Source organism: Anaerotignum sp. (assembly GCF_040307045.1).
Taxonomy (GTDB): domain Bacteria; phylum Bacillota; class Clostridia; order Lachnospirales; family Anaerotignaceae; genus Chakrabartyella.
The window spans coordinates 19,036-39,387 of the sequence record NZ_JAWRKF010000004.1 but is presented as its reverse complement, the minus strand read 5'-3'; the positions used below and the strand labels follow the sequence as shown (position 1 = coordinate 39,387).

The window sequence follows — 20,352 nt, the reverse complement described above, 5'->3', positions numbered from 1 at the left end:
GATGGCCAAGAAAAGACCAAATGTGGTAGATATATTCATTATATTGGCGTTAGTAGCTGTGGTTGTTTTGGCTATCATAAAGGTAGGCGTTATAAATCGTGTGGAATCATCGGGTGTTGATGAGTCAGCAACCAAGGCCACATATACTGCTTTTGTTGACAAGGTTAGAAAGCCAACCGTGGATGCACTGCATGAAGGCGACTTAATCTTTGATGAAAAAACAGGGATTTGCATTGGTGAGATTAAAGCTGTTGAATATGAACCTTTATTTTATAATTTACCTGATGGTACAGGGGGGATGATTCGAGCCCAATACCCAGACTATTATAGAGTAACAATGACCATTGAAGGTTCGGTAATTGAAAAAGAGGACGGATACTTTGTAGATGGTGTAGTAGAGCTAAAAGTAAATTCCGAAATGAATGCATTTACGAAATATGCAAAGCCAACAATCAAAGTTACAAATATTGAAATGTGACAGGCGGGATGGATATGAGGTACAAAATTTTAATGGCATTAATGGGTTTGGAAATTGGCGGAGCAGAAACCCATGTCGTTGAGCTTTCGAAGGAGTTAAAGAAACAGGGATTTGACATCATAGTTGCATCTAATGGTGGTGTTTACGAAAAAGAGCTTGAAGAAGTAGGGATTAGGCATTATAAGGTGCCTATGAATCAGCGTAATGTTTTCAAGATGATTAAGTCCTATTTTCTGTTGAAAAAGATTATACGCAAAGAAAAGATAGATGTTGTACATTCCCATGCAAGAATTCCTGGATTTATCTGTGGTTTGCTATATAAGAAGGAGAAGTTTACATTTGTGACTTCTGCCCACTGGGTTTTTTATACAGGCATGGGTTTAAAATATCTTACAAACTGGGGGCAAAAGGTTGTTGCCGTAAGTGAAGATATTCGAAGATATTTAATTGAAAATTACAGAGTGCGCAATGAAGACATTTTTGTAACCATAAATGGTATTGATACTGATAAATTTTCGCCTTCAACCGATGGAAGTAAAGTTAGGGCAGAATTTGGGCTGAAGGATGAAGAGCCAACTTTGGTCTATGTTAGCCGTATGGATGAAAGCCGTGCATTGGTGGCAAGGCAGTTGATTTCCCTTGCGCCATCTCTTGCAAAGGTGATTCCTGGGTTAAGAATGATTATTGTTGGTGGTGGAGATGTTTACGACGAGCTTTTGGCAAAGAGCAACGAGGCAAACAAACAAATTGGGAATAATTGTATTACTATGACGGGAGCTAGAACGGATATCAATGAATTGGTAGCTGTGGCGGATGTCTTTGTTGGTGTTAGCCGTGCGGCCTTGGAAGCTATGGCGGCAGAAAAAACTACAATTGTAGCAGGAAATGAAGGCTACATTGGTATTTTCGGTAGAGACAAGCTTGCACTGGCACAGGAAAATAATTTTTGCTGTCGTGGCTGTGAACTATCTACAGAAAAGCAATTGTATCAAGATGTGGTTTTCACTTTCAACCAGATGACACCGGAACAACGTAGAGAAGCGGGGGCATATGGCAGAGAAGTAATTTTCCAATATTACTCGGTGTCTAAAATGGCACTTGATTGTGTGAATGCCTATGATACTGCATGGAAGGAACTGCACACACCCCAGTATCACGTGGTGATGAGTGGTTATTATGGCTTTAACAATACTGGTGACGAGGCCATTATGATCTCTATGCATAAAAATATTCAAGAAATGGGAGATAACTACCATATTACAGTTCTGTCCAATAATCCTACGGGTACTAGGGATAAATATGGGATTGAAGCGGTTTATCGTTTTGGATTTTTAGATGTATTGCGTGCAATTAAAGGGTGCGATGTTCTTTTGAGTGGCGGTGGATCTTTATTGCAAGACAGCACTAGTACTCGATCTTTGATGTACTATCTTTCCATTACCATTGCAGCTAAGTTGATGGGCAAGAAGGTAATGCTATATGCAAATGGAATTGGTCCTGTTTCTGGCAAAAGGAACAGGAGACTTGTAAAGCAGGTTGTGAATCGTGCAGATTTAATCACTCTGCGAGAAGAAAACTCCTACGATGAATTGCTATCTATGGGGGTTAATGCCAAGAAGTGTTTTGTAACTGCAGACCCTGTATTTACAATGGAGAGCATTCCAAAAGAGGACGCAAGGCATTTATTGCAGGATGAGGGGATACCTCTGGATAAACCGTTGGTTGTTGTTTCTGTTCGAAACTGGAAAGAGATGGATCGATTTATCGATCGCTTTGCGAAGCTTTGTGATACCATTGTTGAAAAATACGATAGAACCATAGTATTTCTTGCAATGCAAATGCCGAATGATATCACAGTGAGTGAAAAGGTTCGGAAAAAGATGAAGGAAAACGCTTATATTTTACGCAACAATTACTCACCCTATGAAGTAATGGGTGTGATTAGCTTGGCGGACTTTATTTTGAGTATGCGTTTACACACTTTAATTTTTGCAGCACGGCAGAAAGTTCCACTAATTGGATTTATCTACGATCCAAAAATTGAATACTATTTAGAGAAGCTAGAAATGCCTAGTGGGGGAAAATTAAAAGAATTTGACATGGGTAAAACATTGGAAATGGTGGATGATATTATCCGTGATAGGGGAAAATATATCGATATTTTATGCGAGAAAGAAGCTTTGTTGGAAGAAAAAGCACACCAAAATGAAAAGTATTTGGCAAAACTTTTACAGCATGGAAGAGGGCGGAGGAAATGAGGAAAATAACACAGGTTTTAAATGTACCTTTTGATGCCGTAACAATGAAAGAGGCAGTAGCGAGGGTGAAATTGCTATTAAACACAGAGGGGCAGCATTTTGTTTGTACGCCGAATCCGGAAATTGTTATGGAGGCTCAAAGGGATAAAGAACTTATGTCTGTTTTGCGTGAAGCGGACATGGTTGTTCCTGATGGAATTGGTGTGGTTTGGGCATCAAAGTACAGTTCTATTCGGTTAAAAGAACGTGTTGCGGGCTATGATTTAACACAAAACCTTTTTGCCGAATTGGCAGGAACAGATCATACACTTTATTTCTTTGGCGGTGCACCTGGAGTTGCTGCAGAGGCAGCAAGAAAAATGATGAAACGATACCCAGGGCTTAAAATTGCAGGTGTGCATAACGGATTTTTTGATGTGGAAGAGGAAAAAAAGATTATACATGACATAAAAAAAACATCTCCGTCCATACTGTTAGTAGGACTGGGAGCGCCAAAACAAGAAAAATGGATTTATGAAAATATGCGTCTATTTGGAGCAAAGGTTTCCATCGGTGTTGGAGGAAGCTTTGATGTAATGGCAGGTAATGTAAAAAGAGCGCCCAAGGTGTTTCAAAAATTCGGGTTGGAATGGTTTTATCGCCTAATTACGCAACCCACAAGATGGCGTAGAATGATGCGATTACCTATTTTTGCTTTCACGGTCCTGAAAACGAGGAAGCGGAGATAATGATATGAACGGAATGAAAATTGAGGATTGGGTTTTAAGAATATGCGGAACAGCAGCTATGGCGGTGGGATTTCAGTGTTTTTTGGAACCTGCTCATTTGGTTGCGGGGGGAGTAACTGGTATTGGCATTATGCTCAGCGCCTTTACAACTGCAAGATATGGCTTCCCTACGCCCCTATGGTTGGTGAACGTTGGTTTAAACTTTCCTCTTTTTCTAGCGGCTTGGAGGATGCGGGGAGGCAGATTTGTTGGGAAAACAATTTTGACCTCCCTTTTATTTTCGCTAATGCTTTTTTTAGTACAGGGGGTTACTTTTTACTCAGGAGACCTCATTTTATCATCGGTATATGGTGGTGTTTTGGTTGGTATTGGTTTAGGCTTGGTGTTAAGATGTGGAGCAACAACGGGTGGGGTTGATCTAGCGGCTTCTTTGCTTCAGAAAGCTTGGCCAAGGCCCTCAATATCTAAAAAAATATTCATAATGGATGCCATCATTATTTTATCCGGTATGTTAATGTTTGGTGGTATTAATGGTTTGTATGCCATACTATCTGTTTTCATTTCTGAAAGGTGTACGAAGTGGGTTTTGGAAGGTGGAGACATTGTAAGGGGTGCCATAGTAATTTCTGATAAAGCCTATGAAATTGGTGAGGCATTAAACTTTAGATTGGAAAGGGATGTCGCAGTTTTTGGTGGAAAAGGAACCCTAGGCGAACCCAAAAAAGAAATATTATTTTGTATTTTTTCTCAAAAAGAGATTCAAGGTGCAAAGAGTATTATCATGAATATTGACCGTGGTGCCATTTTATTGGTTACGGATATTCGGGAAGTTTTAGGAGAGGGAATTATGCTAAAGTAGAAAAAGCAATAGTTTTTCCCCTACTATGTATCTAAAAAGATACGAAAAATGTTCGGTATGGGACAGTTTAAATAAAAAAATAGACTCATTTTTATGTAAAATTCAATTTTAAAGAGATTTTGTATGTTTTTTTTGCAAATTCTCTTTATTTTTTTGTGATTATGTTATAAAATAGGATTAGGCTATTTTATCAATAGACAAAGAGTTTTCTTTTCGTCATATTTAACAGTCTTCTTATTTTTTTAGAGGTGGCTGATCAAGGATAAAGAGGCATAAAAATACTAGCTTGAGGTGAGAGCGCTATGATTTCCAATCAGATTTTGCAAAGCACAATTGACGGTTTAAAGAACATCACACGCAAGGAACTAAGTGTGGTGGAAAAAGAGGGTAAAGTTATCGCCACAACAGAAGAAAACATGATCGGCCGACAAATTGATGCGGTTGAGAACTTTATCAGTTCCCCTGCGGAAAGTCAGTTGATTTTGGGGTATCAGTATTTCAAAATCTATGACAATGGTGTGCCCGAATATGTGATTCAGGTTAAGGGTGAGGATGAGGCCGGTTACCAGATTGGTAAGATTGCCGCTTTCCAGATTCAAAGTTTACTGGTTGCTTATAAAGAAAGATATGACAAGGATAACTTTATTAAGAATCTGTTGCTTGATAACCTACTTTTGGTTGACATTTACAGTAGGGCGAAAAAGCTACATATCGAAAATAACGTTCACCGTATCGTATATTTGATTGAAACAAATATCGATAAGGAAATGAATGTTGTAGAGATTGTAAGAAGTGTTTTCCCTGCAAAAACAAAAGATTTTGTAACAGCTGTTGATGAACACAGTATTATTTTAGTGAAAGAATTAAAGGATAAAGAAACTTCAGATGATATCGATCGTATTGCAAAGAGTATTGAAGAAACATTAAATGCCGAAACAAACAGCCGTGTTTATATCTCTAGCGGTACCATTGTAAGTGACTTGAAAGATGTTTCTCGTTCTTACAAAGAAGCGAAAATGGCATTAGAAGTAGGAAAGATTTTTGAAACAGAAAAGTTTATAGTAAACTATGAAAAATTAGGTATTGGCCGTTTGATTTATCAATTACCTCTGCCTCTTTGCCGTATGTTTATCAAAGAGGTTCTTCATGGATTGACAATGGATGATTTTGATGATGAAACCTTGGCAACTGTAAACAAATTTTTTGAGAATAACTTGAACGTTTCCGAAACAAGTCGTCAGTTGTATATCCATAGAAATACATTGGTTTACAGATTGGATAAACTGCAAAAAATGACTGGTTTGGATTTAAGAAACTTTGATGATGCAATTATTTTCAAAATCACCTTAATGGTAAGCAAGTACATGATTTATATGGATAAGATGGCTTATTAATTAAGCTACAAGATAGTATCTAGACGAATTCCATAAAAGTTTGAGTTTGAAGCAGGTATTGGTTTGGCTAAACCAATACCTGCTTCTTTTATGTTAAGGATGATAAGGCATTTTATGCATAGGCACTTTCTCATAATAGGATCTTGTTACAAATTATGAGGAACTATTATATGGTAAGAAAGGATGCTCTTAACAATATTTTAATAATTTGCATGAAACCGTATGTCGGTTTAGGGTTGTTCAGCCCTTTGTTTTATGCTATACTTTTATGGTGCTTTATAAGGAAAAATGGAGAAATATGATATTTTGTTCATATTTTTTTAAAATTGATAAAGAAAGGAAGATACGTTAATGATTTGGCTCAATAACGTAACGAAAACATATCCAAATGGCTCCCGTGGTGTGGAAAATTTGAATTTGCACATTGAAAAGGGAGAATTTGTATTTATTGTAGGCTCTAGCGGGTCGGGGAAATCCACCCTAATCAAGCTGCTATTAAAAGAACTGGATCCAACTTCTGGGGACATTACCATTAACCGTGTGAAAACGAATGAATTAAGCAGAACCCAGATACCCTATCTACGTCGAAATATGGGTGTTGTTTTTCAGGATTTTCGTCTGTTGCCGAACAAAACGGTTTATGAAAATGTTGCTTTTGCAATGAGGGTCATTGAAGCACCCAGCCGTATTATTCGTAGGAACGTACCAGCGGTGCTTGCGTTGGTGGGCCTTGGTAAAAAGGGACGTAGCTATCCCAACCAGCTTTCGGGTGGCGAGCAACAGAGGACTGCCTTGGCCAGGGCTATTGTAAACAATCCACCAATTTTAATTTGTGATGAACCTACAGGTAACCTAGATCCAGAAACTGCTTGGGGTATCATGCAGTTATTAGATGATATTAACAAGCGTGGAACCACAATTGTTATGGCCACCCACGCAAGGGATATCGTTGATGATATGCAAAAAAGAGTTGTAACTTTGAATCAGGGACACATTGTTAGAGATATTAAAAAAGGTGGTTATTGTGATGAGGCCTAGTACAATCAAATATTTTTTAAGAGAAGGCCTAAGCGGATTAAAGAAGAATTTTCTGATGACAATGGCCTCAATTGTTGCAGTAATGGCTTGTATCTCAATCATGTCCTTTTCTTATTGTGTGGCCTCCAATTTGCAGCATATTTTGCAACAAATGGAGGACTCTATTGGTATTTCCGTTTTCATTAGTGGCAGCCCTACTAGTCAAGAGATTGAAGATATGAAAACAAAGATCAAGGGAATAGACCATGTTATGGATGTGCAATATGTTTCCCCTGGAGATGCTTTGGAAACGCTGAAGGATGACTGGGGTGCAGAGGAAGATATTTTTGAAGGGTTAAACGACACAAACAACCCACTTTCCCACTCGTTTCAAATTACGTTGGATAAGATAGAAAGTCAAGGTAGCGTTCTGACGGCTTTGAAAGGAATTGACGGCATAGATAATATTCGTCATGGACAAACAGAAACAGAGCTAATTATGAAAGCCAACAAGGTATTTAACATAGCAAGTGTTTTGGTAATGTTAATTCTAGGTATGATTTCCATTATGATTATAATGAATACCATTCGGATTTCAGTTGTGAACAGAAGAATTGAAATCAATATTATGAAATACGTTGGTGCAACGGATTGGTTTATTCGATGGCCCTTTATCATTGAGGGCGTGATCATCGGTATGGTTGGGGCAATCATACCACTACTCATTGGTATGCCGATTTACGCAAAGATTATTAGTTCGATTTACAACTACTTCCCAGTAATCAAAATGATCCAATTTAAGCTTATGGGTGATATATTTATTGTGCTATTCCCAGTAGCTTTGGGATTTGGTATTATTTTGGGGGTAATCGGTAGTATAACCTCCATCCGTAAGCATTTGCGGGTATAAACTTTAGAAACCATTCTATCAGATGGACTTTTTTGGAAAGATACCGCTGAAGCAAAACTTGCAGGGGCAGCTTTAAAAGAAGGCCAAGGTAGGATGGTTTTTTACTGAGAGTGATAGGGTATGATTTTCATTTGGTTTTCATAGGATAAAAGAAAGTCGTAAGAAAATGAGGCGAGCAAATTGAAGATGAAGGATTTTTGGAAGGGGTTTGGATCTGCGTTAGCGGTTGTGGTTGTTTGTGCTTTGATTTCTAGAACTGCTCTGGTTCAGCAATGGATACCGTGGGAGTACTTACCTTTTGAAGTAGGCATGACAAAATCAGCGAAAACCAATTTAATAGAGGACTTTTTGGATAGATATTATGTGGAAGATTATGATTCGGATATGGTGAAAGAGGGTATGTATGCAGGAATGGTTGCTGGCGTAGGCGACAGGTATACATATTATATGACTGCTGATAATCTGAAACAATATATGCAAAACAACAATGGTCATTTTCAAGGGATAGGTGTGAAGGTTTATCAAACGGAAAATGGAGATGTGACAGTTTACTCTTTGATGGAAGGATATCCTGCGCAGAAGGTTGGTATTTTAGAGGGCGATATCATTAAAAAGGTGGATGGGTTGGATGTTTCGGGGCTTACCTTAGATGTTGTTGCAGATAAAATGCGTGGACCCGTAGGAAGCACTGTTGAAGTGGAAGTTTACCGCCAGAGTGATGGGCAAAATCATGCCTTTACAATTTCTAGGGAAGATGTTGTTATGAAAAGCGTTGAAAGTCGAATGATTGATAACGAAAAAGGATATATACAACTAACGGGATTTAAAGAAAATACCTATGATCAGTTCATGGAAGCATTGAAAACTTTGCAAGAACAGGGTATGAAGGGTCTAATTTTAGACCTAAGGAATAATCCTGGTGGACTGGTTCGAGCTGTTTATCGTATTGGTGAGGAGCTTTTACCGCAGGGACTTATGGTGTATACTGAGGATAAGAATGGGAAACGAGAAGAGCTCATCTGTGATGATAAATATTTAGATATTCCTATGGTAGTATTGGTGAATGGCAACAGTGCAAGTGCATCAGAAATTTTTGCCGGAGCGGCAAAGGATACAGGAACTGCAACTTTAGTAGGCACACAGACCTTTGGAAAAGGGTTGGTTCAAAGGCTGTTTACCTTACCCGACGGCTCTGGTTTAAATATAACGATTCAAAAATACTACACACCCAATGGCACTTCCATTCATGGTACGGGAATTACACCTGATAAAGTGGTTCAATTGCCTGAGGGATATGCAGAAGGAGACCAGATACCTGAGGATAAAGATACACAATTAAAAGAGGGAATTAACATTCTGAATGAGAAAATGTAGAGAAAACATAAGTTTAAGTCATTTTTTGCAAAAAACATCTTTTCAGAATTGTCGGTTTCCAGTATACTGTAAGAAAAATGGGGATTATTGAAGGACAAAGGAGCGTCACAATGTTCAATTTTATGAGTTTTGGCGAGAATATAGGGATTGACTTAGGTACCGCCAGCGTATTGGTTTATATTAAAGGGCAGGGAATTGTAATTCGGGAGCCCTCTGTAGTGGCAATTGACAAAGATTCCAATAGCATTATGGCAGTTGGGGAGGAAGCAAGGCGAATGTTGGGTAGAACGCCAGGAAATATCGTTGCTATCCGTCCTTTAAGAGAAGGGGTAATATCAAATTATGATGTTACAGAAAAGATGCTTCAATATTTTATTGAGAAAGCTCTGGGCAAAAGGTCATTTGTCAAGCCGACGATTGCTGTTTGTGTGCCTAGTAGTGTTACAGAGGTGGAGAAGCGTGCGGTTGAAGATGCCACAAGACAGGCAGGAGCTAGACGTGTGCATATTATTGAAGAACCTATTGCTGCTGCCATTGGCTCAGGCATAGATATCTCCAGAGCATGTGGAAGCATGGTAGTTGATATTGGCGGTGGAACATCGGATATTGCTGTTATTTCTTTGGGTGGTGCAGTTGTGAGCCATTCGTTAAAAATTGCAGGTGATAATTTCGATGAGGCAATCATTCGATATATGAGGAAAAAACACAATGTATTGATCGGTGAACGTACCGCAGAAGAATTGAAAATTGAAATTGGTACTGTTTATGAGCGTTCTATGCCTGTAAGTATGGACGTTAGAGGACGGAATTTAATCACTGGTTTGCCTAAAAACATTACAGTTACCTCTGATGAGATGTTAGAAGCTTTGCAGGAATCTGCATTAGCAATTACCGATGCAGTACATGGTGTGTTAGAGCGTACACCACCAGAGTTGGCAGCGGATATTTATGAACGAGGAATCGTCATGACTGGTGGGGGAAGCTTGCTTTATGGATTGGATAAATTAATTCAGAGCAAAACAGGGATCAACGCAATGGTGGCGGAGGATGCTGTTAGTTGTGTAGCCATTGGCACCGGACGCTATATTGAGTTTATGGCAGACAACGCAGGGGAAGAAAAGAAAGATAAAATAGGATTTTTCACGAGAAGATAAATTAAGATGCGATTATAAGGGATTTTTCTTATAATTGCATCTTTTTTTGTAGAAATGATAACAGGAAGAAAAAGATTGTATGACATCCTCGAGAAAAGCGCAAGCTTTAGCACAGTGGTGAGAAAGTGTGAAAAAACAACTCGATTGTCAATTGGTTAATTTGATACAAAAAAGCGAATTATATCGATATTTTTTGTAATTGTTTATTACCTTGCACTAAGATTGTATCAAAAAAAATATTAAACGTTTTTTTGCATAATTTTTGAAGAAAAAATTTGTGTAAAAATAAAGACAAAACTTCAAAAAAATACTACACAAGAGAAAAAACTGTGTTATAATATCAACGTAAACAAGATGGTGGTTATCTTATTTTTCAAAGAAATGATAAAATCACCATAGTTTTTAGGAAAGATGCCTCAAAGGCGAGGTGTTTTTAAAAAGAATTTGTGTTAAAACAAAGTTAAAGAAAAGACAAAATGTAGGAGGCAATGAGTTATGAACGCTTATATGGCAAGTGTAATGGAACAGGTTAAAAAACGCAATGCTGGTGAGCCCGAATTCATCCAGACAGTAGAAGAAGTTTTCCACTCTATTGAAAAAGTAGTAGAAGCACATCCTGAATATGAAAAAACAGGTTTGTTGGAAAGAATGGTAGAGCCTGAAAGAGGTATCTCTTTTAGAGTAACATGGGTTGACGATGCTGGTAAAGTTCAGGTTAACCGTGGCTTCAGAGTACAGTTTAACAGCGCCATTGGACCTTACAAGGGCGGTCTTCGTTTCCATCCTTCTGTATATATTGGTATCATTAAGTTCCTTGGCTTCGAACAGATCTTTAAAAACAGCTTGACAGGCTTGCCTATCGGCGGTGGTAAAGGTGGTTCCGACTTCGATCCTAGAGGTAAGAGCGATATGGAAATCATGAGATTCTGCCAGGCTTTCATGACTGAACTTTATAGACACATTGGTCCCGACGTTGACGTACCTGCTGGTGACATCGGTGTTGGCGGTAGAGAAATTGGTTACTTATATGGACAGTATAAGAGAATCAAAGGCGTTTGGGAAAATGGCGTGCTTACAGGTAAGGGCATGGAATTCGGTGGCTCTTTAATTAGACCTGAAGCTACAGGATTTGGCGCTACATACTATGTAAACGAAGTATTGACTCACTTGGGTGACACAATGCAGGGTAAAACAGTAGCTATTTCCGGTTTCGGTAACGTTGCTTGGGGCGTTTGCCAGAAAGTTGCTGAATTGGGCGGTAAAGTTGTTACAATCTCCGGTCCTGACGGTTATGTGTATGATCCCGATGGCGTTGTAACACAGGAAAAAATTGACTTCTTAGTAGAAATGAGACTTTCTGGACGTGACCGTGCTCAGGATTATGCTGATAAATTTGGTTGCAAGTTTGTTGCTAAAACAAAACCTTGGGAAGTTAAAGTTGATATCTGTATGCCTTGTGCAACACAGAATGAAATCAACATGGAAGAAGCTCAGAAAATTATTAACAATGGTACAAAATACTATATTGAAGTTGCTAACATGCCTACAACAAATGAAGCATTATCCTTCATTCAGAGCAAGGGCTTAGTTGTTGGACCTTCCAAAGCTGTTAACGCTGGTGGTGTAGCAGTTTCTGCATTGGAAATGGCTCAGAACTCCATGAGATATAGCTGGTCTGCTGAAGAAGTTGATGGCAAATTGAAAGGCATCATGAAGAACATCCATGCTGTATCTGTGGAAGCAGCTGAAGAATATGGTTTAGGTTATGACTTAGTAGCAGGCGCTAACATTGCTGGCTTCAAGAAAGTTGCTGCAGCTATGATGGCTCAGGGATTAGTATAATTAATAAAAGATTTAAGGTGTCAATGAAGCCATCTTAGATAGTGTAATTTACAAAAATCAAGTTTAATAAGGGTTAAACGGATGAAGTAGATGAAAAATAGGTTGATTCCTAATAGATTACGCCCCTGTATTATTACAGGGGTGTTTTTTTGATTATCTTCGACTTTTCAAAACATATTTAAACCAAAAGTGATTTGAAGTTGCTAAGAATTTGCATTGACATTTCATGTTAACTTGATAAAAATTTATATTTTGTATATTCATGTTTCTAAGAAATTCTAAATTATAATAAATAAAATAAGAATAAGCACAGTTTTTGTTTTGTTTTAGACAGACCCTTTCGTTATAATAAAATTCCAATATATTTTATAGTAAGGTACATAATTATTTTTTGATCTATTTGTGTACATAAAATGTTTGAAAATAAAGGGTTAGCTCAACCGGTTGAGGTTAAAATGCATTAGATAACACTTTGCATTTTATTCAATTGAAATGAATACAAAGATGATGATATAAAATATATGTTTCAATGGGAATGCAGATAAAGGAGAATGAATGGTCGTTAATCTTTTACGTAATCAAAAAGGTTCAGGTTTACTTTTTAAGGAAGTATAAGAATGGGCAAAAGTTAAGATATGAATGAATAAATATCTTTGGAAAAGTTTTGGATAAGGGAAAGAGAAAACTTCACACAGTTGTAAATTGCAAAATAAAAAAGTGAGACATATACGCTCACTTTTTTTAAGTAAAAATTATTCAGGTTTGATTGCGCCTGTAGGACAAGCACCAACACATGTACCGCAATCGATACATTCAGCAGCTTTAATTTCGAAAACGCCGCCAGCATCAACGATACAGCCTGTAGGACATTCGCCAGCGCATGCGCCACAACCGATACATTCAGGTCCGATTTTGTGAGCCATTGTGAAACACCTCCTTCTTCATTCTACAATGCCTATTGTATATCAAAATAATACATTGTGCAAGGAATATTTGAGAAATTTTAAAGAAAAAAACATGAAAAAGTGTAATTTTATACAAAAAAATAAAATATTTTCAGATGTTTAAAACTTATTTTTTTCTTGTTCCTTCATCTCCCTTAAATACTCTTGGTATTCTTCCGTAGAAAGTTCGATATCCTGGTGCTCTGAATCTTTGATTGGGCGAACCACATTAACAGGGAAACCATATGCTGTGTGCCTTGGTGGGATTTTCATATTTCTTTTTACAAGGCAACCAGCACCGATAAAGGATTCTTCTCCTATCATAGCCCCATCTTGAATGATAGCACCCATACCAATTAATACATTGTCAGCTACGGTGCATCCATGCAAAATGGAGTTATGGCCGACGGTGACTCCGTTACCGACAATTACATCAAGCCCTTCTTCTACATGAAGGGTTGAATTCTCTTGAATGTTCGTATAATCACCAATCACAACCCTGTTACATTCACCTCGTATTACGCATCCAGGATAAACTATAACATTTTCACCTATGGTTACATTGCCAATGATGGTAGCGCCAGGAAAAATATAGCTGGAGGCAGCTATTTTAGGGGATAAGTGCTTATAGTTTCTTATCATACTGTCAATCCTTTCTATAGGGAGGGTGGAAAGTTTGTGTTTAACATAATAGTACTAGGTAACTTCCAGGTTGACAAGTAGTTAAGAGGAGCATAAAATCAAATTGCAAATGATTTGCATTTGAGGGGGGTTTGGATGAAAAAAAGAATTGGGTTTATAGTACTTATGATTTTTATTTTTTCTGGTTGCAGGTCAACCACTAGCGAGGATAATAGTAATACACAGATTAAAGTGTTAACCAGTTTTTACCCTATGTATCTATTGGCTGAAGAGATAACAAAAGGTGTGGAGGGTATTGATCTATATAATATGGCACAACCTCAAACTGGGTGCTTGCACGATTATACTTTGACTACGAAAGATATGCAAAAGCTCGATGAAGCAAATGTTTTATTAATCAATGGTGGTGGCATGGAAAGCTTTTTAGAACAGGCCCTTGAGCAATTTCCGGACTTAGTGGTGATAGATACATCTTTAGGAATCGACTTGTTAGAGAGCGAACATAGTCATAACCATGAACATAAAGAGGATGAGGAGGATAACCATCAAATCAACCAGGCAGAACCTTTTGACCATGACCATGAAGTCAAGTCTCATGATCATGAGTGTGAAAACGATGTATGTGGGAATAGTCACATTTGGTTATCACCAAGTCGCACTGAGAAGCAGGTGGTGAATATGGCGAAAGGGTTGGAGAAAATAGTTCCGCAACACAGGGAAAAAATTGAGAGCAACCTGAAAGTCTTTTTAGCCCAGTTAACAGAACTTCAAAATGAGGCTGAAGTATTGGATTATGAGGAGGGGCATATGAATGTTGCTATTTTTCATGAGGGCTTTGGATATTTGACTGAGTTATTTCACATGAATACAAGTGTGCAAATTTTTGTTGATGAAAATGAAGAGCCCTCTGCAAAAGAATTAGCAGAGGCTGTAGATCAGATAGGTCATAAGGAAATTCAACTTTATTTGGTGGCAGATGATAATGGAAAGAAATATGCCGAGATTTTAGCCAAAGAATGCGGTGGGAAGGTCATTGTTTTAAATCCGATTACAGGTAATGCCACAGCTGGAGAAAGTTATATCTCTGGGATGAAACACAATATTACCATAATTAAGAACTTTATTGAGGGAGGGCATTCCAATGAATCATAATTGCTGTGGCCTATGCAGTATAGAGATAGCTGATTTGGCTGTAAATAGTGGTCGGGATAGTCTGATTCACGATGTTAACTTAACCCTACATTGTGGCGAATTAACAGCATTAATCGGAAAAAATGGTGCAGGAAAAACCACGCTATTAAAGGCGATATTAGGAGAGCATCATTATCAAGGGCAGATTCGATTTTTCAACCATGAGGGCGGTATTGTGGAAAATCCTAAAATCGGATATGTTCCACAACATTTGGACTTTGATAAAAGTATGCCGGTTACAGTTTTGGATTTTCTGGTTGCAGCAAAGGGGAAATCTCCAGTTTGGCTCAAACACAGGAGGGATACAAAAAGAAATATCTTAAAATTATTGGCAGAGGTGGACAGTGAGTATTTAGTACACCGCCGTCTTGGTGCCTTGAGTGGTGGTGAATTGCAGCGTGTTTTGTTGGCGTTGGCAACAGAACCTTTGCCGGATCTTTTAATACTGGACGAGCCCGTATCTGGGGTGGATGTTTCTGGTTTGGATTTGTTTTATAAAAGGGTAACGGAGTTGCGGGATAAGTATCATATGGCAATCTTGCTGGTATCTCATGATTTAAAGCTAATCCAAAAGTATGCAGATAAGGTTGTATTGTTAGATAAAACTGTGGCAGCATGGGGAGAGGCCAGAGAAGTGTTTGCTACTGATGCGTATCAAAGTGCATTTGGCATTTTAGATTTAAGGGAGGATAAAGGATGGATTTAATATATGGGGTATTGGAAAGTTTACCAGTTTCCATGTTTCAGTACGACTTTATGAAAAATGCGTTTATCGCCCTTGTTCTATTAGCACCTTTGTTTGCCATGCTGGGAACGATGACAGTAAACAATAAAATGGCTTTTTTCTCAGATGCTTTAGGCCATAGTGCCTTTACGGGGATAGCCATTGGGACATTGTTGGGATGTGGAAATCCTCTTTTGGCCATGATTATATTTGGAATTGGGATAAGCTTAGTGATTACAAGGGTTAGGGCTTCGGGATTGGCATCCTCGGACACAGTGATAAGTGTATTTTCATCCACGGCTATGGCTTTAGGTATTGTTATTTTAACGTCTAGGGGTGGCTTTGCAAGAATATCTTCCTATTTAATAGGAGATATACTAACGGTAGGCGTGGGTGACATATTCCTAATCCTAACTGTGTTAGTACTAGCTTATTTTTTATGGATTTTTCTATATAATCCGCTTTTATTATTGAGTGTGAATCCCTCTTTAGCAGCAAGTCGAGGAATAAAGACTTTAGTGGTAGAAAATATCTTTGTTATTATGGTCGCTGTTGCTGTAATGGTCTCCATTCGGTGGGTGGGTATTTTGATGATAAATTCTCTATTGATTTTGCCAGCGGCTGCTGCAAGAAATATTAGTCAGGGAGCTAGGTCATATCACTGGGTTGCTACTGGATTTGCAGTAGTGGCATCTATAATTGGGTTGTGGATTTCGTATCAATTTGGAACATCAGCAGGGGCATCAATTGTATTGGTATTGGCTATATTTTTCTTTTTCACTTATTTGGTGGGGAGAAGGGGAAAATAAAAGTAATTGAATTTTGTCGAATTGTGTGATATGCTGTTACGGTATTTCACTAGCAAGGGGGACAAAGGATGCATTACAGCTTTAATACCAGAGGAGTTTGTGCCACAAGGTTAGAATTTGATGTGGAAGATGGCGTGGTGAAAAATGTTTCTTTTTTTGGAGGGTGCGATGGAAACCATAAAGGTTTGGCAGCTCTGGCAGAAGGAATGACACCAGATGAGGCTGCAAGAAGACTCAGAGGAATTACTTGTGGGATGAGAAAGAGCAGCTGTCCAGATCAGTTGGCTGTTGCTTTGGATGAATTCATGAAAAATCAATAATTATAGAATATACTGTAAAAATAGAAAGTTTCGTTGAAAAAAGACGGATTTTCCATGAATTGTAGTTGACACTGAAAAAGACTTGTGATATTCTAGGTTTGAAGACGCAGGTCTTTTTTTTATGTACAAAAAAATATCATCAGTAACGGAGGTGGAAATCTTGAGAACAAGGATTACCTTAGCCTGCACAGAGTGCAAACAGAGAAATTACAGCACTACCAAGGACAAGAAAGTTATGCCTGACAGAATGGAAATCAAAAAGTATTGTAAATTCTGTAAATCCCACACATTACACAAAGAAACAAAGTAATTTAAGGGAAATTCCGAAAAAGGAAGTGGACCTATGGAAGAAAACAAAAACACCAACCAAACGAACGAAACGAAAAAAGCAAAGCCAAAACAAGCAAAGAAAAACAGTGACAGAGATGGCTTCGCGGAATACAAGGCTGAATTTAAAAAAATTATTTGGCCTAGCCGTCCTGAAATTGCGAAGAAAACGTTTACCGTTATTGTTACTTCCCTGATTGTCGGTGTTATCATTTTCTGTATGGATACGGCATTCTCTGCCGGATACAGCGCGATTATCGGACTTTTGGGTTAAGACAAATCGAGTAGAAAAAGGATGGTATTATGTCTGAAGAAATCAACAAGCCAGAAGAAATCAAAACATCTACCGAATCAAGATGGTATGTTGTACATACCTATTCTGGGTATGAAAACAAAGTAAAAGCCAATATTGAAAAAACGGTTGAAAACAGAGGCATGCAAGATTTGATTCACGAGATCAGCGTACCTTTGCAGGATGTTGTGGAAATCAAGGATGGACAGAAAAAAACGGTTCAGCGCAAAGTATTTCCCGGCTATGTGCTGATTAAAATGATCATGAACGATGAAACCTGGTATGTAGTCAGAAACACAAGAGGCGTTACAAGTTTTGTGGGGCCTGGTTCCAAACCTGTACCATTGACTGAAATGGAAGTTCGTGCTATGGGTATTGGCGGCGAGGTGGAAAATTTGGATGTGGCATTGGGCGATTCTGTTCGTGTCATTTCTGGGCCTTTTGCGGATTCTGTTGGTCAGATCAAAGAGATCAATACCAATAAGAAAATCGTTGTGGTCAGTCTTTCCATCTTCGGTCGAGAGACCCCGGTTGAGCTTGATTTCGCTCAGATCGACAAGATTTAAAGTCAACGTTTCATAAGGCGGCAAGTCCGCTAGGTGGGAGGGAAAATCCCCGCTAATTACCACATTTATAGGAGGTGCCAATCATGGCAAAGAAAGTAACAGGTTATATCAAATTACAGATTCCAGCAGCGAAGGCAACACCCGCTCCTCCTGTTGGTCCTGCTTTGGGCCAGCATGGTGTAAACATCATGGGCTTTTGTAAAGAATTTAATGAAAAAACAGCTTCTCAGGCAGGTTTAATTATTCCTGTTGTTATCACTGTATACCAGGATAGAAGCTATACATTCATTACAAAAACACCCCCCGCAGCAGTTCTTCTAAAGAAAGCTTGCGGTATTGAATCCGGTTCTGGTGTGCCTAACAAGACAAAAGTTTCTAAAATTTCCAAAGCAAAAGTTATGGAAATTGCAGAGTTGAAAATGCCCGACTTGAATGCAGCAAATGTGGATACTGCTTACAGTATGATTTGCGGTACTGCAAGAAGCATGGGTATCGTTGTTGAAGAATAATAGCCGACTGATTTGACGGCAGCAGTGGGAGGGAATTCTCCCGATATTACCACATAAGGAGGTCACGAAAGTGAAAAGAGGAAAAAAATATAACGAGGTTGCAAAGCTCGTTGACAAGGCAATGCTTTACGATGCAAATGAAGCAATCGATTTGGTTCAGAAGACATCTGTAACGAAATTCGATGCTACTGTAGAAGCACATATTCGTTTGGGCGTTGACAGCAGACATGCTGATCAGCAGGTTCGTGGTGCCGTTGTTCTTCCACACGGTACAGGCAAAACAGTTCGTGTATTGGTATTCGCAAAGGGTGATAAGGCAGAAGAAGCTTTAGCAGCTGGCGCAGATTTCGTAGGAGCTGAAGATTTGATCCCCAAAATCCAGAATGAAAACTGGTTCGGTTTCGATGTTGCTGTTGCAACACCTGATATGATGGGCGTTGTTGGTCGTCTGGGTCGTGTATTGGGTCCTAAAGGTTTAATGCCTAACCCTAAAGCAGGCACAGTAACAATGGACGTTACAAAGGCTATCAATGACATCAAAGCAGGTAAGATCGAATACCGTTTGGACAAGACAAATATTATTCATGTTCCCGTAGGTAAGGTATCTTTTGGTTCCGAGAAATTGGAAGAAAACTTCCAGACTCTGATGAGTGCTATCATAAAAGCAAAACCTACAGCAGCAAAGGGTCAGTATTTGAAGAGCGTTGTATTAACAACAACAATGGGCCCTGGTGTAAAGGTAAACCCTGCGAAAATTTCTGAGTAATCTCAAAGAAAGTTCTTGACGGGAGCTTGTTTATCTTGTATAATAAACGAGTTGAAAAGAAAAAACCGAATAGTGCCGTAGACAGCAGGTGCAATTAATTGCATAATTCCTGCCGAGGAGATTGCTGAAATTGAGCTATGAGCCTCTTTGTCTATGTGCAAAGAGGCTTTCTTTATCTATAAAAGGATTTAAGGAGGTGTAGATATGGCAAAGATCGAACAGAAGCAGGTTATCGTAAATGAAATCAAAGAAAAGCTTGAAAAGGCGGCTTCCGTAGTAATGGTAGACGCTAGAGGCTTGACAGTAGAACAGGATACAGTTCTCAGAAAGCAGCTTAGAGATGCAGGTGTTGACTATAAAGTTTATAAAAACACAATGGTACACTTTGCAATTCAGGGAACACAGTTTGAAGGATTGGATCAGTTCTTATCCGGCCCTAGTGCATTTGCATTCAGCTATGAAGATGCTACAACAGCAGCATCCGTTTTAAACAAAGTAGCAAAAGATGCAAAGGCTTTGGAATTTAAAGCTGGTGTTATTGAAGGAATCGTATACGATGCAGAAGGTATGAAGCTTGTTGCAGACATTCCTTCCAAAGAAGTATTGCTTTCCAAACTTTTGGGCAGCTTCAAGAGCCCTATGTCTTCTTTCGCACGCGTTATCGATCAGATCGCGAAGAAAGATGCAGCAGCAGAATAATTTATTTTGCAAACAAGAATTGCCTATCTTGGCAAGTTAAAATTAAAAATATCCCAAATTTAATCGGAGGTGCTTTAAAATGGCAAAATTGACAATTGAAGAAATCATTGCAGCTGTAAAAGAACTTACAGTATTAGAATTAAACGACTTGGTAAAGGCAGCAGAAGAAGAATTCGGCGTATCCGCAGCAGCAGGCGTAGCAGTAGTAGCTGGCCCCGCAGCAGCAGCTGAAGAAAAAACAGAATTCGACGTTGAATTAACAGAAGTAGGCGCTGAAAAGATCAAAGTTATCAAAGTTGTTCGTGAAGTAACAGGTCTTGGCTTGAAAGAAGCTAAAGAAGCAGTAGATGGCGCTCCTAAGGTTCTTAAAGAACAGGCTTCCAAAGAAGATGCAGAAGCTATCAAAGCTAAATTAGAAGAAGTTGGCGCAAAAGTTACATTGAAGTAATTAAAAGCGTAAACAGAACCCCTAAAACATTATGTTTTAGGGGTTTTTGTGCTTCATTTGCAAGATGATAGATGTAAAATGCCAGCTTGCAAACCCTTTGG

23 protein-coding genes and 1 other annotated feature are annotated in these 20,352 nt (G+C 38.7%); of the genes, 21 read left to right on the top strand and 2 right to left on the bottom strand.

What is annotated here, in order from left to right; all coding sequences use genetic code 11:
* Window position 1: 1 nt before the first annotated feature.
* The 10 genes from ABVZ64_RS02360 to gdhA all read left to right on the top strand — a co-directional run bounded on the left by ABVZ64_RS02360 (window position 2) and on the right by gdhA (window position 12,014).
* Complete coding sequence (locus ABVZ64_RS02360) at window positions 2–478, top strand: DUF4330 family protein (protein ID WP_352399458.1); 477 nt, start codon at window positions 2–4, stop codon at window positions 476–478.
* Window positions 479–492: 14 nt separating this feature from the next.
* Window positions 493–2,736 carry a polysaccharide pyruvyl transferase CsaB gene (gene csaB, locus ABVZ64_RS02355; protein WP_352399457.1) on the top strand — a complete coding sequence of 748 codons (2,244 nt, stop codon included), beginning with the start codon at window positions 493–495 and terminating at the stop codon, window positions 2,734–2,736.
* Window positions 2,733–3,464 carry a WecB/TagA/CpsF family glycosyltransferase gene (locus tag ABVZ64_RS02350; protein ID WP_352399456.1) on the top strand — a complete coding sequence of 244 codons (732 nt, stop codon included), beginning with the start codon at window positions 2,733–2,735 and terminating at the stop codon, window positions 3,462–3,464. Before csaB ends, ABVZ64_RS02350 begins: the two co-directional genes overlap by 4 nt.
* A gap of 4 nt (window positions 3,465–3,468) precedes the next feature.
* Window positions 3,469–4,323, top strand: coding sequence for a YitT family protein (locus ABVZ64_RS02345; RefSeq protein WP_352399455.1), 855 nt, complete (start codon window positions 3,469–3,471; stop codon window positions 4,321–4,323).
* A 302-nt stretch (window positions 4,324–4,625) separates the two neighbouring features.
* Entirely contained in the window at window positions 4,626–5,717 is a 1,092-nt protein-coding gene (locus ABVZ64_RS02340) for a PucR family transcriptional regulator (RefSeq protein ID WP_313526377.1), read from the top strand.
* Window positions 5,718–6,068: 351 nt separating this feature from the next.
* A complete protein-coding gene (ftsE, locus tag ABVZ64_RS02335) occupies window positions 6,069–6,755 on the top strand; it encodes a cell division ATP-binding protein FtsE (RefSeq protein WP_352399454.1) in 687 nt (228 codons plus the stop codon).
* The gene (gene ftsX / locus ABVZ64_RS02330; RefSeq protein WP_352399453.1) at window positions 6,745–7,644 is read left to right on the top strand and encodes a permease-like cell division protein FtsX; all 900 of its coding nucleotides are present in this window, start codon (window positions 6,745–6,747) and stop codon (window positions 7,642–7,644) included. Before ftsE ends, ftsX begins: the two co-directional genes overlap by 11 nt.
* 186 nt (window positions 7,645–7,830) lie before the next feature.
* Window positions 7,831–9,018 carry a S41 family peptidase gene (locus ABVZ64_RS02325; protein ID WP_352399666.1) on the top strand — a complete coding sequence of 396 codons (1,188 nt, stop codon included), beginning with the start codon at window positions 7,831–7,833 and terminating at the stop codon, window positions 9,016–9,018.
* Between the two features lie 110 nt (window positions 9,019–9,128).
* Window positions 9,129–10,172: a rod shape-determining protein MreB gene (mreB, locus tag ABVZ64_RS02320; protein ID WP_352399452.1), complete on the top strand. Its 1,044-nt coding sequence runs from the start codon at window positions 9,129–9,131 to the stop codon at window positions 10,170–10,172.
* A gap of 495 nt (window positions 10,173–10,667) precedes the next feature.
* Complete coding sequence (gdhA, locus tag ABVZ64_RS02315) at window positions 10,668–12,014, top strand: NADP-specific glutamate dehydrogenase (RefSeq protein ID WP_352399451.1); 1,347 nt, start codon at window positions 10,668–10,670, stop codon at window positions 12,012–12,014.
* Between the two features lie 752 nt (window positions 12,015–12,766).
* On the opposite strand, the gene fdxA is transcribed toward gdhA, so the two are convergent.
* Together fdxA and ABVZ64_RS02305 are read right to left on the bottom strand one after the other, a co-directional pair.
* Window positions 12,767–12,937: a 4Fe-4S ferredoxin gene (gene fdxA / locus ABVZ64_RS02310; RefSeq protein ID WP_313526360.1), complete on the bottom strand. Its 171-nt coding sequence runs from the start codon at window positions 12,935–12,937 to the stop codon at window positions 12,767–12,769.
* A 141-nt stretch (window positions 12,938–13,078) separates the two neighbouring features.
* Window positions 13,079–13,600 carry a gamma carbonic anhydrase family protein gene (locus ABVZ64_RS02305; protein ID WP_352399450.1) on the bottom strand — a complete coding sequence of 174 codons (522 nt, stop codon included), beginning with the start codon at window positions 13,598–13,600 and terminating at the stop codon, window positions 13,079–13,081.
* Between the two features lie 135 nt (window positions 13,601–13,735).
* Between ABVZ64_RS02305 and ABVZ64_RS02300 the strand changes: the two genes are divergently transcribed.
* From ABVZ64_RS02300 to rplL, 11 genes are all read left to right on the top strand, one after another.
* Window positions 13,736–14,752 carry a metal ABC transporter substrate-binding protein gene (locus ABVZ64_RS02300; RefSeq protein ID WP_352399449.1) on the top strand — a complete coding sequence of 339 codons (1,017 nt, stop codon included), beginning with the start codon at window positions 13,736–13,738 and terminating at the stop codon, window positions 14,750–14,752.
* Window positions 14,742–15,497, top strand: a complete 756-nt coding sequence (locus tag ABVZ64_RS02295) for a metal ABC transporter ATP-binding protein (RefSeq protein ID WP_352399448.1) — start codon at window positions 14,742–14,744, stop codon at window positions 15,495–15,497. The genes ABVZ64_RS02300 and ABVZ64_RS02295 overlap by 11 nt, the downstream gene beginning before the upstream one ends.
* A complete protein-coding gene (locus ABVZ64_RS02290) occupies window positions 15,488–16,324 on the top strand; it encodes a metal ABC transporter permease (RefSeq protein ID WP_352399447.1) in 837 nt (278 codons plus the stop codon). Before ABVZ64_RS02295 ends, ABVZ64_RS02290 begins: the two co-directional genes overlap by 10 nt.
* A 68-nt stretch (window positions 16,325–16,392) precedes the next feature.
* Complete coding sequence (locus ABVZ64_RS02285; RefSeq protein WP_352399446.1) at window positions 16,393–16,644, top strand: TIGR03905 family TSCPD domain-containing protein; 252 nt, start codon at window positions 16,393–16,395, stop codon at window positions 16,642–16,644.
* A 160-nt stretch (window positions 16,645–16,804) separates the two neighbouring features.
* Complete coding sequence (gene rpmG, locus ABVZ64_RS02280; protein WP_118579801.1) at window positions 16,805–16,954, top strand: 50S ribosomal protein L33; 150 nt, start codon at window positions 16,805–16,807, stop codon at window positions 16,952–16,954.
* 33 nt (window positions 16,955–16,987) lie between these two features.
* Window positions 16,988–17,245, top strand: a complete 258-nt coding sequence (secE, locus tag ABVZ64_RS02275; protein WP_352399445.1) for a preprotein translocase subunit SecE — start codon at window positions 16,988–16,990, stop codon at window positions 17,243–17,245.
* A 29-nt stretch (window positions 17,246–17,274) separates the two neighbouring features.
* Window positions 17,275–17,829, top strand: coding sequence for a transcription termination/antitermination protein NusG (nusG, locus tag ABVZ64_RS02270; RefSeq protein WP_352399444.1), 555 nt, complete (start codon window positions 17,275–17,277; stop codon window positions 17,827–17,829).
* Between the two features lie 83 nt (window positions 17,830–17,912).
* Window positions 17,913–18,338, top strand: coding sequence for a 50S ribosomal protein L11 (gene rplK, locus ABVZ64_RS02265; protein WP_352399443.1), 426 nt, complete (start codon window positions 17,913–17,915; stop codon window positions 18,336–18,338).
* Between the two features lie 70 nt (window positions 18,339–18,408).
* Window positions 18,409–19,104, top strand: coding sequence for a 50S ribosomal protein L1 (gene rplA / locus ABVZ64_RS02260; protein WP_313526324.1), 696 nt, complete (start codon window positions 18,409–18,411; stop codon window positions 19,102–19,104).
* Window positions 19,105–19,161: 57 nt separating this feature from the next.
* Window positions 19,162–19,286 (top strand) — a sequence feature (ribosomal protein L10 leader region).
* A gap of 22 nt (window positions 19,287–19,308) precedes the next feature.
* Window positions 19,309–19,803 (top strand): 50S ribosomal protein L10, encoded by a 495-nt coding sequence (gene rplJ, locus ABVZ64_RS02255; protein ID WP_352399442.1) that lies wholly within the window; start codon window positions 19,309–19,311, stop codon window positions 19,801–19,803.
* Between the two features lie 88 nt (window positions 19,804–19,891).
* The gene (gene rplL / locus ABVZ64_RS02250; protein ID WP_502892577.1) at window positions 19,892–20,251 is read left to right on the top strand and encodes a 50S ribosomal protein L7/L12; all 360 of its coding nucleotides are present in this window, start codon (window positions 19,892–19,894) and stop codon (window positions 20,249–20,251) included.
* Window positions 20,252–20,352: the final 101 nt, after the last annotated feature.

Excerpts from the sequence above, each read along its gene's own strand:
- ABVZ64_RS02360 (WP_352399458.1), top strand. The coding sequence starts at position 2 with ATGGCCAAGAAAAGACCAAATGTGGTAGATATATTCATTATATTGGCG.
- csaB (WP_352399457.1), top strand. The coding sequence starts at position 493 with ATGAGGTACAAAATTTTAATGGCATTAATGGGTTTGGAAATTGGCGGA.
- ABVZ64_RS02350 (WP_352399456.1), top strand. The coding sequence starts at position 2,733 with ATGAGGAAAATAACACAGGTTTTAAATGTACCTTTTGATGCCGTAACA.
- ABVZ64_RS02345 (WP_352399455.1), top strand. The coding sequence starts at position 3,469 with ATGAACGGAATGAAAATTGAGGATTGGGTTTTAAGAATATGCGGAACA.
- ABVZ64_RS02340 (WP_313526377.1), top strand. The coding sequence starts at position 4,626 with ATGATTTCCAATCAGATTTTGCAAAGCACAATTGACGGTTTAAAGAAC.
- ftsE (WP_352399454.1), top strand. The coding sequence starts at position 6,069 with ATGATTTGGCTCAATAACGTAACGAAAACATATCCAAATGGCTCCCGT.
- ftsX (WP_352399453.1), top strand. The coding sequence starts at position 6,745 with ATGAGGCCTAGTACAATCAAATATTTTTTAAGAGAAGGCCTAAGCGGA.
- ABVZ64_RS02325 (WP_352399666.1), top strand. The coding sequence starts at position 7,831 with ATGAAGGATTTTTGGAAGGGGTTTGGATCTGCGTTAGCGGTTGTGGTT.
- mreB (WP_352399452.1), top strand. The coding sequence starts at position 9,129 with ATGTTCAATTTTATGAGTTTTGGCGAGAATATAGGGATTGACTTAGGT.
- gdhA (WP_352399451.1), top strand. The coding sequence starts at position 10,668 with ATGAACGCTTATATGGCAAGTGTAATGGAACAGGTTAAAAAACGCAAT.
- fdxA (WP_313526360.1), bottom strand. The coding sequence starts at position 12,937 with ATGGCTCACAAAATCGGACCTGAATGTATCGGTTGTGGCGCATGCGCT.
- ABVZ64_RS02305 (WP_352399450.1), bottom strand. The coding sequence starts at position 13,600 with ATGATAAGAAACTATAAGCACTTATCCCCTAAAATAGCTGCCTCCAGC.
- ABVZ64_RS02300 (WP_352399449.1), top strand. The coding sequence starts at position 13,736 with ATGAAAAAAAGAATTGGGTTTATAGTACTTATGATTTTTATTTTTTCT.
- ABVZ64_RS02295 (WP_352399448.1), top strand. The coding sequence starts at position 14,742 with ATGAATCATAATTGCTGTGGCCTATGCAGTATAGAGATAGCTGATTTG.
- ABVZ64_RS02290 (WP_352399447.1), top strand. The coding sequence starts at position 15,488 with ATGGATTTAATATATGGGGTATTGGAAAGTTTACCAGTTTCCATGTTT.
- ABVZ64_RS02285 (WP_352399446.1), top strand. The coding sequence starts at position 16,393 with ATGCATTACAGCTTTAATACCAGAGGAGTTTGTGCCACAAGGTTAGAA.
- secE (WP_352399445.1), top strand. The coding sequence starts at position 16,988 with ATGGAAGAAAACAAAAACACCAACCAAACGAACGAAACGAAAAAAGCA.
- nusG (WP_352399444.1), top strand. The coding sequence starts at position 17,275 with ATGTCTGAAGAAATCAACAAGCCAGAAGAAATCAAAACATCTACCGAA.
- rplK (WP_352399443.1), top strand. The coding sequence starts at position 17,913 with ATGGCAAAGAAAGTAACAGGTTATATCAAATTACAGATTCCAGCAGCG.
- rplJ (WP_352399442.1), top strand. The coding sequence starts at position 19,309 with ATGGCAAAGATCGAACAGAAGCAGGTTATCGTAAATGAAATCAAAGAA.